The organism is Nostoc sp. PCC 9305, from assembly GCF_963920915.1.
In the GTDB taxonomy this organism is placed as follows: domain Bacteria; phylum Cyanobacteriota; class Cyanobacteriia; order Cyanobacteriales; family Nostocaceae; genus Nostoc.
The window spans coordinates 1-14,984 of record NZ_CAWUDN010000010.1; the positions used below are offsets into that span (position 1 = coordinate 1).

General features: G+C 40.8%; 12 protein-coding genes. 4 read left to right on the forward strand and 8 right to left on the reverse strand.

The window, feature by feature from the left end; genetic code table 11:
- Window positions 1-105: 105 nt before the first annotated feature.
- Complete coding sequence (locus ACM0OX_RS05745; protein WP_414513789.1) at window positions 106-4,089, reverse strand: DUF2157 domain-containing protein; 3,984 nt, start codon at window positions 4,087-4,089, stop codon at window positions 106-108.
- A 194-nt stretch (window positions 4,090-4,283) separates the two neighbouring features.
- On the reverse strand, window positions 4,284-5,876 hold the full coding sequence (locus tag ACM0OX_RS05750; protein ID WP_414513791.1) for a glycosyltransferase family 39 protein: 1,593 nt from the start codon (window positions 5,874-5,876) through the stop codon (window positions 4,284-4,286).
- A 732-nt stretch (window positions 5,877-6,608) separates the two neighbouring features.
- Here ACM0OX_RS05750 and ACM0OX_RS05755 point away from each other — a divergent pair.
- Window positions 6,609-7,577: a TauD/TfdA dioxygenase family protein gene (locus tag ACM0OX_RS05755; protein WP_414513792.1), complete on the forward strand. Its 969-nt coding sequence runs from the start codon at window positions 6,609-6,611 to the stop codon at window positions 7,575-7,577.
- A gap of 196 nt (window positions 7,578-7,773) precedes the next feature.
- Here ACM0OX_RS05755 and ACM0OX_RS05760 read toward each other — a convergent pair whose 3' ends face one another.
- Complete coding sequence (locus ACM0OX_RS05760) at window positions 7,774-8,217, reverse strand: TOBE domain-containing protein (RefSeq protein WP_414513794.1); 444 nt, start codon at window positions 8,215-8,217, stop codon at window positions 7,774-7,776.
- A gap of 95 nt (window positions 8,218-8,312) precedes the next feature.
- Here ACM0OX_RS05760 and modA point away from each other — a divergent pair, with 95 nt between their 5' ends.
- Window positions 8,313-9,107: a molybdate ABC transporter substrate-binding protein gene (gene modA / locus ACM0OX_RS05765; protein WP_414513796.1), complete on the forward strand. Its 795-nt coding sequence runs from the start codon at window positions 8,313-8,315 to the stop codon at window positions 9,105-9,107.
- A 485-nt stretch (window positions 9,108-9,592) separates the two neighbouring features.
- Here the strand turns inward: modA and ACM0OX_RS05770 are convergent, their stop codons facing one another.
- From ACM0OX_RS05770 to ACM0OX_RS05785, 4 genes are all read right to left on the reverse strand, one after another.
- Window positions 9,593-10,150 (reverse strand): peroxiredoxin, encoded by a 558-nt coding sequence (locus ACM0OX_RS05770; protein ID WP_414513950.1) that lies wholly within the window; start codon window positions 10,148-10,150, stop codon window positions 9,593-9,595.
- Between the two features lie 57 nt (window positions 10,151-10,207).
- Window positions 10,208-10,450: a regulatory protein SipA gene (sipA, locus tag ACM0OX_RS05775; RefSeq protein ID WP_414513798.1), complete on the reverse strand. Its 243-nt coding sequence runs from the start codon at window positions 10,448-10,450 to the stop codon at window positions 10,208-10,210.
- A gap of 425 nt (window positions 10,451-10,875) precedes the next feature.
- Window positions 10,876-11,397, reverse strand: a complete 522-nt coding sequence (locus ACM0OX_RS05780) for a Coq4 family protein (protein WP_414513800.1) — start codon at window positions 11,395-11,397, stop codon at window positions 10,876-10,878.
- 69 nt (window positions 11,398-11,466) lie between these two features.
- Window positions 11,467-11,985 carry a Spy/CpxP family protein refolding chaperone gene (locus ACM0OX_RS05785; protein WP_292737971.1) on the reverse strand — a complete coding sequence of 173 codons (519 nt, stop codon included), beginning with the start codon at window positions 11,983-11,985 and terminating at the stop codon, window positions 11,467-11,469.
- A gap of 347 nt (window positions 11,986-12,332) precedes the next feature.
- Between ACM0OX_RS05785 and ACM0OX_RS05790 the strand changes: the two genes are divergently transcribed.
- Both ACM0OX_RS05790 and ACM0OX_RS05795 read left to right on the forward strand, forming a co-directional pair.
- A complete protein-coding gene (locus ACM0OX_RS05790; protein ID WP_414513802.1) occupies window positions 12,333-13,598 on the forward strand; it encodes a sensor histidine kinase in 1,266 nt (421 codons plus the stop codon).
- Entirely contained in the window at window positions 13,598-14,260 is a 663-nt protein-coding gene (locus tag ACM0OX_RS05795) for a response regulator (RefSeq protein WP_414513804.1), read from the forward strand. The genes ACM0OX_RS05790 and ACM0OX_RS05795 overlap by 1 nt, the downstream gene beginning before the upstream one ends.
- A 223-nt stretch (window positions 14,261-14,483) precedes the next feature.
- Here ACM0OX_RS05795 and ACM0OX_RS05800 read toward each other — a convergent pair whose 3' ends face one another.
- On the reverse strand, window positions 14,484-14,909 hold the full coding sequence (locus tag ACM0OX_RS05800) for a nucleoside deaminase (RefSeq protein WP_414513953.1): 426 nt from the start codon (window positions 14,907-14,909) through the stop codon (window positions 14,484-14,486).
- Window positions 14,910-14,984: the final 75 nt, after the last annotated feature.

A 14,984-nucleotide genomic window follows, 5' to 3' on the forward strand; every position in this document is an offset into this window, starting at 1 on the left:
GCGTAGCTTTGGCGGGGTGGGGTTCTTTCTTATTTTTGATTTATGCAAGAGGTCTCTTGAGTATCGAGCAGAAATTTCAGTTTAATTAGTTTAATCCTTAGCTTACTATTCCCATGATTGAAATTCATCAATGGCGCTACGAATTAAGGAAGTTATTTGAGCGCGACGGGTTTCAAAGTTGGCGGCAATATAAATTAGTAAAATGCCAACTAGCAAGCCAACAACCCATTTTAAAAATGAGTATTGCAAGCTGAAAATTACCGATTGATAGATTGTCGTAATTAAAAAAGTGGCTGTACCAATGTAGAGAAAAGCCCGTACTCGCAAAGCTAATCCAGCAAAAATAGCGATGAGACTGAATATTCCCGGTATCCAAGCTGTATCTTGATGAAATAAAATTGCCCACCCACAAATTAAACCACTACCTAGCACTCTCAGAAAATGACGAGATGTTTTGTACTCTGGTAACTTCAGTTGGGTATCCACTTGAGCAATATAAAGCAGTGATAACCCAATTGGTGTTACATACCACAAAGCATCAGTTAGGCGTAAGGAATCAAACCAGCGATAAAGTGCCCAATCAATCAACGCCACACTAATATAGGTGAAACGGATGTTTTCACCCACTTTTGCTAAAAAGATGTAAAATCCAGCTGCGAGTACTAAGGTAATGGGGTAAGTTTGCAGTCTGGTTTCCCATAAAATTATCAGAGGTGTGATGTATGCAGCTTGTTGCCAAGGTCTTTTAGACCAACCCCAACTTTCCCAAGGTAGAATGTACAAAAAGTAGGCTACCACACAAGCGATCGCACCATTCCAAGGAACTAATGGCCCAGCCCAAAATCGCCCTACTGCTGTCTCTCGCCAATAAATTCTCATGCCGGCTACCTCTAATAAGCCAAGGTAAACCCACATCTCAGCGATTGTAATTCTTCCCAAGAAACTGGGGGAAGTACGTAAATTGCGTCCCTGAAAGATGGCGTAGCGAATCAAAAATACTCCCGTTCCCAATCCAACCAAACGGTTAACTGCAATGGGAAGAGGAATGGCAGCCATTAATAAACAGCTACTCCAAACCCAGTGAATATGGGCAATTCTTTTCAATTCTTGGGGAGTTAGGTGTAAGTAGCTGACTAGCCTTGGCGACAAAATGCGGTAAGCATACATGATACTCGCACCAAGGGCAGACATGGCAATTAATCCATCACCTAATGCTCCTCCTGAAGCTTGTGACATTTGATAGAACAAAAGTTCATAAGCAGAAATTGATACGCCAATAATTCCTAAGTACAGCAAGGGTTTGAAGCTTTCGTGGCGTCGCCCTACGCCAATAATAATTAAAGCTACACCCAAGGAGTACAAACCTGTCCACTCGGTGAAGGTGTTCAAACGCAACAATACACTGAATGCACCATAAATTAATGGCAAAATGTGCAGGCTGCTAGGAAACTTTTCTAATTGATGTCGTCGCCGCCACCACTCGCCGACAAGTTGAGTAATTAAACCCAAGGCGATGTTTGCGATTGGCAAGCCACGCTCCGCGATCGCTATTTTAACAATTGAATGTTCCCCCAACCCTAGCACCTGAGCGATCAACAATTCCAAACACCAACCAATACTATAAAATGCCCAATTTGTCGGTTCGCGCCAACTGCGATAAACAATGGCTGTCAACGTTATTACAGTGGCAATTAAGAACAAAAATCCTGAAGTCGTAAACCCTTGGTAAATCAGCACTGAATGCAGTGTTAAACTTAATAATTCAACACTACACAAAGCGATCGCCCATTTATCGCTGGCGGCTGCATAGATAACTGCTAATTCGTTACCGCGTTGGGTCAAAACAGTCCGCGCTAACCATAGACTGAGAGTTGCGATCGCTCCTACAACAAACCAACCGGCTACCGCTAGGTGAGGCAAACCAGGCACACCTGTCCACAGCAGCGCCCCAATGAAACTTAAAACAAATCCTTCTGTAATTACCGCACATACTTGGTTTCGCAAATAGCGCGTATTCGCAAACATCAATCCAGCACCTATAGCCAAACCGATTAATCTGATTCCTGGTAGTTGTAAAGTTAGTAGTTGGGCAATTATTACAGCCAAAACACTCAAGTAACGGCTAGTAATCCGCCGCTCCATAATTGCGGCATTGGCAACACCTGTGAGAGCTAAAGGCGTAACTAGCCATAAAACTCCCCAATCAGATCGGTTATCAGTGATGCCATACCAAGATGATTCTGCATTCATCCACAAAAGGAAAAAACTCGCTGCGGCTAATCCTAAACCGATATCCCATGCGCTACGTTGCCATAGTCCTTCTTGCAAGCTAAATCGCCATTCTGCAACCATGAGAGCCAATAAAATACTTGCCCAGCATTGTTGAGTCAGGCTGGGGAATAACCAATTAATGGTAAAGCAAAACGTCAGCACCCCCATGATGTGAGTTAGGTATACCAGGGGAAGGGATGAGGGGGAGCGGCGTTGAGTAACAAATGCCAAAGTGGCGGTAGAAAATAACAGATTTAGCGATCGCAATGGGGGATTTACGAGAGCGATCGTTGTTAAAAAAGCTCCAAATAACAGAGCAAGCAGTTCGCCAAACTTAGCTAATTCTCGCTTTTGGTTGCGATACAAATTATCTGTAAGCGCCACCATCAAAATTACGTAGGGAAATAAAGCTATACCCAGTAGCGCCCAAGGTTCATTTTGAGAATTGGTGAGTTGGGTACTAGTTGCGATCGCTAATTTCTGTAAGTTATCGGGTACTAATCGCCAACCTAGCAAAATCGTCTCTAAGCCGATGACGAAAACCCCTGCCAAGTCTCGCTTTAAACTGTACCGTTGCAAGCGACTCCCCACAAACCACAAACCCAAACCACTGACAGCTATTGCTTGCCAAGGATAATTTACTACCGATACCACCCAACCCAAAAAGAGTAAAACACCCCCAAGTCTTTCCCAGAGTAAGAGCGATGAGGGAGACAAGGGAGACGAGGAGAATATTAATGTTACTTCCTCTGCCCCCCTGCTCCCCTGCTCCCCTGCCCCTCTGCTCCCCTGCCCCCCTGCCCTCCTCCTTCCCTGCTCTGCTAACCAAGTCATCAACCAGCCGCAAATGCCAATAGCTAACCCCAACAGTGTGACATCTACCTTAGTAACAAAAATTGCCCGCACCAACAATACTATTAAAGAATAAATAATTACAGCAGCAGGTAAACTAATACTTAGCCTACGGCGATCGTCGCTGACAGTACTAGGCTGTTGGAAAAGATTGTGATAAATGGTAATGATAGTTGTGGCGATCGTTGCCAGATAAACAGCAATTAAAGGAAATCCTCTTAACTGCCAACCCCAATGCAGATAACTCAGCCCGAGAATATTTATCAGAGGTAATTTGCCAGGATGTAAATTGGTAAAAATAGTCCGATTTTTGGAGAGTAAAACAGTTATAGCAGTCAGGGTAGGACAGGCGATCGCAACTACAATCCAATCCACAGGATTTTGCCACAATTTAAAGCTATCCATTGCCCAAAAATTCACTGGCACTAACAAAAGAGTGGCAATCAGCAATGTCTGAGCCGTCAATCTGAGGTTATTTTGCCTAGTCGCCCAAAAGCTTAATCCCCAAAAACTCAAAGTATAAGCAAATAAAACCCCGTACTGTCCAGAAGCGGGAAACCTCGCCCATTGACTAGCAGCCAGGACTCCAGAAGATACGACTACGAGGAAAACCCCTAGAAAAAGTAGCCAACGGACACTCAGTTCTGCTCCCAAGGACTGCAACATTGTGCCGATGAAGTTGGGTTTAGCTGGTTTTTGTTGTGGTTGTTTGCCGCTACTAGATTGTAAACCTCCTACGGGCAACTGCTGCACGGAGTCGGAAGTTGCAAATACTACCTTTGTTTGAGCTTCAGCTTGAGGTTCCAACACCACCGCACACACCAGAAACTCTCGACATAACTGCCTGACTTGGGCATCAGATATTAGACCTAAACGCAGCCATATATCCAGTCCTTCCAATAATTGAGGATGGGAAGATGGCAGTCTGATTTCAATTTTTAGCGGGCGCTCAAGGGGCGATGACATAAGCGGCAGCAGTACAAATATATACTTAAATTATTTGTTTAATTAAAGTATATTTTTGCTCTAACTGTGCCACTTCTCAGGCTAATTGATATTAATTTTTAACCCAATACAGTTTAGATAAACCCAAAACCCTCATGTAGAGACGCGATTTATCGCGTCTTTGCGATACCCCTAGATATGTTCGTGTACTTAGTTTAATTAGGCTTTGTTATTTTCCAGAGATATTGGTTTACCTGCTGTAACTTTGAGTTATAAACTTTTTCAATTCCAGCTTTTAAAAAGTCAGACGGCTCGAACAAGAACAAAAATATGTCACTAAAGCCATTAGTAATCTCTGGTAACTGATTTTTTCCGACAATTTGAAATTGCACCTTTGGGTCGATTAATTCACTAAGTACTTGTAGTGGCGGAATAATATTATCCTCATCACTAATTAAAAGCGGTTTCTTTCCTTGATTAATAATATTAGCAATTTGAGGATATTCTTGGTATTTATCAGGCACTTGGTTCCACCAAATCTGTGCTTGAGAGTGAACCACACAAGATACAACTTCACCTATAATTACCATAAACGCTACAAGCGACCAAAACTTTTTTTGCCAAGCTTTAGTAGAAATAGACGCGAGCTTAGTGGTAAATAGGTAAGCCACAGCTAACTGTATACCTAAAACTGAAGGAAGTGTATATCGACTAGTCGCGAATCGCTTTTGAAATACGAAATCTGTTATCAGTAAAGGAAGCCCTAAAGATCCAATCAAGGTTAAGACAAATAACCAAACTTCTTTAGAGGTTCTTCGACAAACAACATAAATTGAGTAGCTGATTAAAGCTAAAATCATTAAAATAAAAGGAATTAAGAGAAACTTCAGTTTTCCAGGTTCGTTAGGACTAATACCTAAATCAAGAAACGCACGACTAAAGATACCAGCCCACCTTGTAACTGACATAAATAATGTTTGTTTAGTATTCGCCCAAGTAATTGCTTCTGGCTGAGGATTGGTAATAATAATCCAAATCCAAGGTACAAAACTTATAAACCCCGCAAGCAATGATAGCAGGTAGTAAATCGATGTTTTACTCAATCGAAAACGTTCGATTGTAACTACATAAATTCCCTGTGCAAAAGCAACCAAGGTAAAAAATAGATGAGTATAAAACCCTATTGATAATGTTGCTACATAAATGCACCAACTAACTTTGGTTTGAAGACGCATGGCTCGTAGCAGTGCTACGCTCGACATTAAGATGGCTACTATCCCTAAACTGTACGATCGCGCTTCTTGTGCATACACAATATGAATAGGTGAAATGGCTACTAACCCGATGGCTATCCACCCCACTAGTGAAGACTCAAATAATTCTTGACATAGCCAATAAAGACAAGGAAAAGTAAGCAGACTAATAAATGCCGAAAAACTTCTGGTCGCTGCTATAGAATTGCCAAAGCACTCTACCCAAAATCGGGTCATCAAGATATATAGTGGCAATATCTGCGAGTCTTCTAAAATAAGCCCTTTAATTGTATCAATTACATTTTTTTCAGGATTAGTATGCTGGTATTTATGTAAATCTTCTATGCCAATCAAACGACCATTACTTAGTTGCATTTTCATTTCCGACAGCTGATAGCCAGATATGCGTAATGATGACAAAACTTCATCACCCCAATAAATTTTTTTGTCAATATTGACGAAACGAAAAAATACACCTATCACTAATAAGATGATAATTAAAAAACGTAACCAATTTTTAGAAATAGTCCATTTCTGTGATAATCGCTTTTTCATGTAGTTTTCAATTTCCTCAAAGCCTTAATTAATCTTGGTAAAAAGGCAACTCATAATTTATTATTAGCAACAGGCTAATAACAAAACTAAATTAGTATCTTGGAATAAGAGAGAGGACTAAAATTAGTATTTATTTATATAATTTTCAAATTAAAAAATAAATACAAAATATTATTTTATTTTTAACAAGTATTAATTTATTTTGCAGCTTTGGGTAAAACTATTATTTTAATGATAGTAAATATAATTGTTTATTTTTCATCCTACAGTATAAATCAATCAATAAAATACTAGAGTTACAAATAAAAAGATTTTATAAAGTTTAGATAAAAATATTATTATAAATACGTCCGTGAGTAGCAAAGAATACAGAGACGCTATTGTGAAATCGTTGTAAGTTCCAAAAAGACTCCTTTTTGGCAGAAGCGTAAGAGTTGTACCACCTACTCTTACCTACCAATATAGTTGCTTGCCCGACAGTATCCGGTATCCATAGCTTGCTTGTCACCTCATCTGTGTTGCGAATTTTAACTTGACCTTGCCTGGACTAAATCGACCGTTGTTCCAGCAGTCTAAAATACAGCGAGAATATACTACGGTAAACTGATCGATTTATAGTATGATATTTTAAATTGCGATCGCTTGATATGTAGCCATTAAGCGCAAGCAACATATCTAACGGACGAGTGCGAACACCGTACCGCCCTATCGATCAAACTATGGAGAATTGACATGAGCAATAAACACATTGAGGTCAAACAAGTAGCAGGTTTCATCGGTGCTGAAATCAGCGGCATAGACCTATCGCGTCCTTTGCACGATGATGCGGTCAAAGAAATTCGTCAAGCACTATTGAAGTGGAAAGTCGTGTTCTTTCGCGGTCAAAACATCGATCATGCGGCACAGATTGCATTCACGGCTCGTTTCGGCGAAGTGACTTACGCACATCCCCACGAAGATGAGCCGATTGAAGGTTTCTCAGAAATCCTGCCCATTGACCGCAGCCGTTACGAGCGGCGCAATGGTCTACGCCGTTCCAGCTACGAGAGCCGCTGGCACACCGATGTTACAGCAGTTGTCAATCCACCTGCGGCGTCAATTTTGCGTGCGGTTAATGTCCCTAGCTTCGGTGGTGACACACAATGGACAAATTTAGTTGCAGCCTATGAGGGTCTATCAGCACCGCTACGGGCATTGGCAGACACATTAAAAGCCGAACATCGTTTCAATGCGCGTTTGAATTTCCCCAGCAACAGCAAGATTGCCCAGCGCATCGCAGCCAATCCCTTGGTTTCAATCCACCCAGTAGTAAGAGTTCATCCTGAAACTGGTGAACGCGCATTGTACGTCAACCCTGGCTTCACCTCGCACATTCTTGACGTATCACGACAAGAGAGCGATCTGCTGCTTGAGTTGTTCTTCAATCAGATTACCAAGCCCGCCTACACCACCCGCTTCCGCTGGAATAACGGTGACATTGCGTTCTGGGACAACCGCGCCACCTCCCATTTGGCCCCTCAAGACTTAGATCATCTGGAAGTCGAGCGCGTCCTCTATCGCACCACCATCACGGGCGATGTTCCAGTTGGGCCCGATGGTTTCCGATCGCAAGTGGTTGAAGGTGAGGTGTTCAATAGCGAACTACCAACCGTATTGAAGAACAAAACTGAGAAGCAAGAAGCAGTATCAGCGCTTTCATAAGCTACAGAGTGGTAAACAAGGGCTGCGCTGTTCGTAGCCCAGTTTACCTACTAAAGTATTTAGCGAAATATAAATTTATTTGTGTAGCATTAAGTAATTTTTACAGCAACTCCGAATGATTCATGAGAACATTTCAGATCCTTTCTTTTGAGTGAATAGCAAACCCCAAGCAATGGTTCAGAGACATCACCACAGCCTATTCCCTGGCAATAACTATATCGTTGGACTTAATAACAGCATAAGCCTCTTTCCCTTCAGACAAATCCAACTCTTCTACCGATACTCTGGTGATAATTGAAGTTAACTCAACTTTGTGAACAATCTCCAGCGTTACTTCACTATTAACGGCTCCAGTAACAACTCGCTTAACAACACCCTTGAGAATATTGCGAGAGCTAACTTTGAGTGGTTTCTTTTGAAAACTAATTTCTATCTCAGGCATTTGAGTGTAGATATCTTCCTCTTCTGTGTTTATGGATGGTAGCAAGTTTGATGATGAAGAGTGTTGATTAAGACCACGTACCAGTTCCCGGAGAATCTCAGTCTTAGTTCGCTGAGACTGGCCACAAAACTCTTCCAAAATCTTTCGCTCCTCTTCTGAAGTTTGGAATGTGACCCACCCTTGTTCTTTTCTAGGCATATTTTTTACCGATTTAGTTGGTTAATTGTTGGTATTTTTGGTACTATTTTACCTAGCATCAATTTTATGGAAGAAACCTTTCAAACGCCTTTTATATGAAAAGAAGACAAATTTTTGGCTTCCTGGGTATAGCGATCGCTGGCTTGCTGCTAGCAATTGGTTTACCGTTGGTTCCTCCTTCTCCTGTAATAGCACAGTCGAACACCAGCATACTTGTATCCGCAGCCGCCAGCTTAAAAGAGGCACTGGAAGAAATTAAGCCTTTGTACCAACAAAGTAAATCAAATATCAATATTAGTTATAACTTTGGGGCCTCTGGTGCCTTGCAGCAACAGATTGAGCAAGGTGCGCCAGCAGATATCTTTATTTCTGCTGGCAAAAAGCAAGTGGATGCCTTGGAACAAAAAGGACTATTGCTACCAGGTAGCCGTACTAACCTAGCAAATAACCGTCTAGTCTTGATTGTGGCTCAGGATGTTGTTGGCATCTATAGCTTCTACAATTTAACAGATAGTAAGATTAAAAAAATTGCGATTGGTGAACCCAGAAGCGTACCCGCCGGTCAATATGGCGAACAAGTCTTGAAGAAATTGAAACTTTACGATCGCCTCAAGTCGAAATTTGTCTTTGCTAACAATGTGCGTCAAGTTTTAGCAGCAGTAGAAAGTGGTAATGCCGAAGCAGGTTTAGTTTATGCCACTGATGCCAAAATTTCCAACAAGGTAAAAGTCGTAGTTGCTGCTGATGATAAATTTCATTCCCCAATTGTCTATCCGGTAGCAATAATTAAAAGCAGTAAAAATGCTTCTGCTGCCAAAGAATTTGTCCAGTTTCTATCTGGCGGTGAAGTCAAAACTGTACTCAGAAAATATGGGTTTATTGTGAGTTAAAACAAGGGGCTTAAGACGGTTGTGTTTGGCTGTGATAAGTACTTCTAGATCCCCCCTAGCCCCCCTTAAAAAGCTATCCATTACCCGGATATTTCTTAACATTTGCGAGAGTATTGGCTCAGGTTTTCATAACCCTTATTCGTTCGTTGTTCATTCTCAATAAAAACGCAGTTTTAGCGAGAAGATTAAAAACGAATTTGTCAAGTATGCCTAAATTCTCAGTGTCTAAGACGCTTATAGAACATGGGTTTCAAGATTGTAAAGAAAGATGTGGGTAATGCATAGCTTAAAAAGGAGGAGAACCAGAATCAAAGTCCCCCTTTTTAAGGGGAGCCAGTGCGGTCTTCTCCCAAGGGGAGACGCCAAGGGCGATGGGGGTTTCCCCCATGAGCAACTGGCGTGGATTTAGGGGTATCTATAACGTTTTGCTACCGACAAGAGGACTTTTCAAACACCCTCTAAGCCCCTCATTAATTAATTGAAGTTTAAGAAGCTCTGGACTGTAATTTTTCGAGTCGTGCCAGCACTTCTGAACTGTGAATAGTTGGGTTGACTTTGACAAAAGTCTCGCGCAAGACGCCTTGAGGATCGATGATGAAACTGTGGCGCATAGATAAAAAGCCGAGCCACGAACCGTAAGCTTTGCTCACTGAACCATCAGTGTCAGCCAACAGAGGGAATTTTAGTCCCTCTGAATCGCAAAATTTGGCGTGAGAATCAATGTCATCGGCACTAACACCAATAATTTGAGTATTTTTTTCAAGGTATTGGGGTAAGTCTTGCTGAAAACGACGAGCCTCTATAGTACAACCAAACGTGAAGTCTTTAGGATAAAAGTACAGGACTAGCCATTTACCGCGCAAGTCAGAGAGGGAAATTTTGCCATCACCTGTGTTGGTTGGCAAAGTAAACTCTGGTGCGGGTTGATTAATTGCCGGAAGTTTACCACCCATAGCATTGGCAGCAGGGGTAAAATTCAGCCAGCTGATGACAGAAATACAGCTGGCAAATAATATGCTTAAAAAAGTGCGGCGGGAAATCATGGTGTAAACCAGAATCACAACTTTACACAAGTTTACAATTCTTGGTTGCGAGAAATCTTATTCTAAGTGAGATTCGGCAGGGGTATCTGTGCTTTCGATGTATTGACTATCTAGGAGAAAAGCCCCCCTAGCAAAGCGAATACCCCAATATCCACCGGGTCTGCGGTCAATGACTATACCTTCTTCACCAATGTGAATGACATTGGGAGGGCGCAACATGGGCATAGGTTCAGCAGTTTTGACGTAGGCTGGTAGCGCCACAACACGGACTTTACTACCAATTGCGAATTCATTGGACATCTTAATTAAGCTAGGAGTTTTGATTAACTCATAACTCAAAACGATCTTGAAAGTCTACTAAATTGGGCATTGAACAAAATACTTTTGTTAGCAGTAGCGTGGCGTTTAGCCATTACTGAGTAAATAAATGAGATTATCCCCTAAGCCGTCAGCAGTGAATGGCACTAAGATAAGCCCAAAGTCTTGTGTTGCCTCGTTCCCAGCCTGGAGGCTGGGAATGTATTACCAGAGGCTCTGCCTCTCATTAAGCCACTGGAGGCAGAGCCTCCCAGGATCGGTTCCCAGCCTCCAGGCTGGGAACCAGTCAGGACAGGGGCTGTGTCTTAACTTAGTGCCATTCCCCTCAGCAATAATGAAGGTAATAAATAGGGAAAGGGAAAGGGGATAAAGTTTTTCCCCTTTCCGCATCTTCTGCAAGAAGCCTGTTAATTTTTAACTATGGAAAACAATGCCTGGACATCAGTCAAGGGTAAGTGCCAAAGTAATTCTGGTTGCCAAGTATCTGGGTCAAAGTGAGAGTGACAACCGCGTTGGTATGCTTGCCAAAGTCTGTCCCAGGTGAATTGTTGTCGAGAATTTAAGTTTTTATGGATGACTCGCAACAGTCCTAGTCCCAACATCAAGTTAGTTATGCTAAATTTTGTTCCTAATAAAAATGCCTGTACTTCTGCTTCACTAATGAAGTCTGTGCCATAGCCTGTGAGAACGTGAACCCCATCATGGAGTTGTTTACGGCGGCTACCTGTAGTAAAAGGTTTTAAATTATGTTCATTGAGGAAGTCTGCCCAAGTTCTGCCAAAAGTGCCAGTAGGGAGGAAACGCAATTTCTCTATTTCCACAATTTGGGGAACATCTCGCCCCTGCGCTTGGGCGATGCGATCGAGTACATCTAAAACCTGTTGCAGACGAGGAGCGGGATTTGGAGAAGCGGCACAGGGTTGCATCATAATCTATCTATTTTGGGATTGAGATGGGCAGCACTGCCCACCCCAGAATTATTCTTTTTTGAAAGATGATTATTGAGGATTACCTTGTTGACGACGTGAAGGAGCATTTTGACGGAATTGCTCCAATTTTTGACGCTGTTCCGGGGTTAAGACTGCTTGAATCTGTTGTTTTTCAGACTCGCGGATTTGTCGCATTTGGGTTTTTTGTGTTTCAGTTAGATTTAAGTCACCAAAACCACCCTTTCCTCGACGTTGGCCTGGTTGGCGTTGACCTTGACCTGTTTGCCCTTGAGCCTTACGCGCTTGCCACTCAGCCCGACGTGCTTGTTTCGCTGCCTCTAATTTTGCTTTTTGTTCTGGGGTCAAAACTGCTTCAAATTTGGTGCGGCTATCGCGGCGAATCGTCTGAATTTGGGCTTTTTGAGCATCTGTTAGACCCAACTCTTTCCAAGGGCCTCTTTCTTTTTGCTGAGTTTGTGCAAGTAACAGGGGTGAAGAAGAGGCTGTTTGAGCGTGAACAGCAAAGGAGGTTGCAGTTAAAGTTAAGGCGATCGCGGAAGCAACTAGCGATAATGCTTTGAGTTTCATTACTTGTGTGGTGGGTTTTTCCTGGTTGGATGCCACCATCATAAGAACTTATCTTCAGCAGTTACATGAGGAGAAAGTCATGGTTATACCCATGACTTTAGTCATGATTGACAAGAGATAGTTAAGAGTTAGAAGTTAGAAGTTAGGAGTTATAAATTATGAAAATTTTGATTATGATGATTTCATGAGTCATTATTTAGTTGATTAACTAATTGTTTTGTTCTTCTAATTTACTTTTGATTTTTCATTCAGCGAAAAACTTAAGCGCTAAAAGTATCTGCTCAAATTTTCTGAATTTTTAACTTCTAATTCCTAACTCATAACTTATAACTGGAGCAATGCGACTAATGAGTCGTCCAATTGAAATTAAGAAACATCCTTTTCCGTCTCTGCTTTATCTGGAGTGGACATTACTGGCGATCACCGCATTGACAGCTGTTATACCACCTCCGTTACGGCGTTTTCGTCCCAAGCCTCCAGAACTATCAATTTGTGGTGCATTTCCAGACTTGTCAGTTTGTAGTATATTGCCAGAGCTATCAATTTATAGTCTGATTGTTTTTGCGTTAATGGGCTTAAGATTACCCAGAAATAACCAGACAACTAAGATAATATATACAGCTATTGAATTTTTATTAATTTTAATAGTTGGATTTTTTGGGGAAAGATTTGCTCGGCTTTTTCCTTTTCTCTATATAATTTTAGTGACTCGCAGTTGTCTAATTTTTCAGTTAAATGGGCGCTTATTTGTTACAGCTTTGTCATTTGCCTTATTTTTAGTTACTACACAACTAAAATATCAGTTATTCAATTTTCAAGCATCGCCGCAGGCACAAGAGCGATATCGATTTTTGATTTTGAATTCGTCGCTAGTATTTGGCTTAAGTTTGGTTTTTGTGTTGTTGATGATGAATGCAGTTTTGTCTGAACGGCAAAGTCGAGAAAAGCTAGCTCTTGCTAACGACAAACTCCGTCAATATGCCATGCAAATTGAAAATCAAGCTACCTTAGAAGAACGTAATCGCATTGCTCGTGAAATTCATGATTCATTAGGACATTCTCTGACTGCTTTAAATCTGCAATTAGAAACTGCTTTAAAACTATGGCAATCTAACCCAGGTAAGGCTGAAACATTTCTTGCAACTGCAAAGGAATTGGGTTCAAAGGCGCTAAAAGATGTCCGTCAATCTGTTTCTACTATGCGTTCTAATCCATTACAAGAACAATCTTTAGAAGATGCGATCGCTAGTCTTTCAGAAAATTTTCATCGCTTTAATGGGATATTACCAATTTATCAAATCAACCTGGAATATTCTCTACCACCTGAAATAAATACTGCTATTTACCGGATTACTCAAGAATCTTTAACTAATATATCTAAATATGCCTATGCCACAGAGGTAAAATTGGAACTCACTACGACTAAAGGCAATTTGCGATTGATAATTCAGGATAATGGTAAAGGTTTTGATGTCGGACAAAATACTACTGGTTTTGGACTTCATAGTATGCGCGATCGCACTTTAGCACTTGGGGGTCAGTTTAATATTAATAGCGCTCTTGGCTCTGGTTGCAAAATTACAGTTAATATTCCATTAACATGGTTAACATAATGATTAAAGTATTGCTGGTAGATGACCAAAGTTTAATTCGTCAAGGATTAAGAGCATTATTAGAACTAGAACCAGATTTAGAAATAGTTGGAGAAGCAGAAAACGGCGAACAAGCGATTAATTTTGTTGCAGAATTTCAGCCAGATGTAATCTTGCTAGATATCAGAATGCCGATTATGGATGGAGTTGCAGCCACGAAGGAGATTCAAAAACGTTTTGCCAAAACTAAGATTTTAGTCCTAACGACTTTTGATGATGATGAATATGTGTCAGCAGCTTTAAAGAATGGGGCAATGGGTTATTTATTGAAAGATACACCATCAGAAGAATTAGCTGTTGCTATACGTGCCGTTCATAAAGGATATACGCAATTAGGCCCAGGTATAGTTAAAAAGCTGTTGACTCAATTTTCTCATGTTGCACCAACTAATTCACCGCCTTTGCCATCTAGTTTAGCTGAACTTACTCCTAGAGAAAAAGAGGTTTTGCGTTTAATTGCTACAGGCGCTAGTAACCGAGAAATTGCTCACGGACTCTACATTTCTGAGGGGACAGTAAAAAATCATGTTACGAATATTTTAAACAGGTTAAATTTACGCGATCGCACTCAAGCAGCTATTTGGGCAAATACTTATTTATCCTATTTGAATGAGCCAAGTTAAATAATTCGTAATTCGTAATTCGTAATTCGTAATTTTAAGCTATATAGCAGTCCTAAATCAGTCGTGAATAATAAGATCCCCGACTTCTTTGAGAAGTCGGGGATCTTATTCTCTCTATTTTCACAACTCATTTAGGATTGCTATATAGCAATTCTAAATGAGTGTTGAGAATTACAACCCGTAGATTCACGATTTTAAAATAAGTCAGTAATCTAAATTCAGCTTATTTAAATAATTCCAAACATTCATTTTTTAAAACATCTTTTGTGACTTTTATTTTCCTAAATGACTTATCGATTACCTCTTCACAAGATATATTAATCTGTGATTGATTTACTGAAATTAAATCTTGAATTGAAGCACCATATACAATTTCTGATAAACCACTCCAAACACAAGCAGTTGCACACATCGGACAAGGTTCGCCAGTTGTATATATGCTATAACCTTCTAAAGAGGGGTTTTTTAGTTTAGCTGTTAAACTACGAATAGCATTGATTTCTGCATGGGCGGATGGATCGTTGTCTCTTCTCACAGTATTATGAGCTACGGCAACGACTTCGTTATCTTTAACAATCACTGCACCGTAGGGTGCATCACCTTCTTTTGCTTCTGCTAATGCTAAACGCATAAAAAATTCTGGGTTCATATAAGCTGAGGTTAACATAAGGATAATGGTTAATAATATCGTATTTCTAATGTTATAACTGGGAATTAAGATGTA

Excerpts from the sequence above, each read along its gene's own strand:
- ACM0OX_RS05800 (WP_414513953.1), bottom strand. The coding sequence starts at position 14,909 with ATGAACCCAGAATTTTTTATGCGTTTAGCATTAGCAGAAGCAAAAGAA.
- ACM0OX_RS05750 (WP_414513791.1), bottom strand. The coding sequence starts at position 5,876 with ATGAAAAAGCGATTATCACAGAAATGGACTATTTCTAAAAATTGGTTA.
- sipA (WP_414513798.1), bottom strand. The coding sequence starts at position 10,450 with ATGTCCAATGAATTCGCAATTGGTAGTAAAGTCCGTGTTGTGGCGCTA.
- ACM0OX_RS05780 (WP_414513800.1), bottom strand. The coding sequence starts at position 11,397 with ATGATGCAACCCTGTGCCGCTTCTCCAAATCCCGCTCCTCGTCTGCAA.
- ACM0OX_RS05770 (WP_414513950.1), bottom strand. The coding sequence starts at position 10,150 with ATGATTTCCCGCCGCACTTTTTTAAGCATATTATTTGCCAGCTGTATT.
- ACM0OX_RS05785 (WP_292737971.1), bottom strand. The coding sequence starts at position 11,985 with ATGAAACTCAAAGCATTATCGCTAGTTGCTTCCGCGATCGCCTTAACT.
- ACM0OX_RS05755 (WP_414513792.1), top strand. The coding sequence starts at position 6,609 with ATGAGCAATAAACACATTGAGGTCAAACAAGTAGCAGGTTTCATCGGT.
- ACM0OX_RS05790 (WP_414513802.1), top strand. The coding sequence starts at position 12,333 with ATGAGTCGTCCAATTGAAATTAAGAAACATCCTTTTCCGTCTCTGCTT.
- modA (WP_414513796.1), top strand. The coding sequence starts at position 8,313 with ATGAAAAGAAGACAAATTTTTGGCTTCCTGGGTATAGCGATCGCTGGC.
- ACM0OX_RS05795 (WP_414513804.1), top strand. The coding sequence starts at position 13,598 with ATGATTAAAGTATTGCTGGTAGATGACCAAAGTTTAATTCGTCAAGGA.
- ACM0OX_RS05745 (WP_414513789.1), bottom strand. The coding sequence starts at position 4,089 with ATGTCATCGCCCCTTGAGCGCCCGCTAAAAATTGAAATCAGACTGCCA.
- ACM0OX_RS05760 (WP_414513794.1), bottom strand. The coding sequence starts at position 8,217 with ATGCCTAGAAAAGAACAAGGGTGGGTCACATTCCAAACTTCAGAAGAG.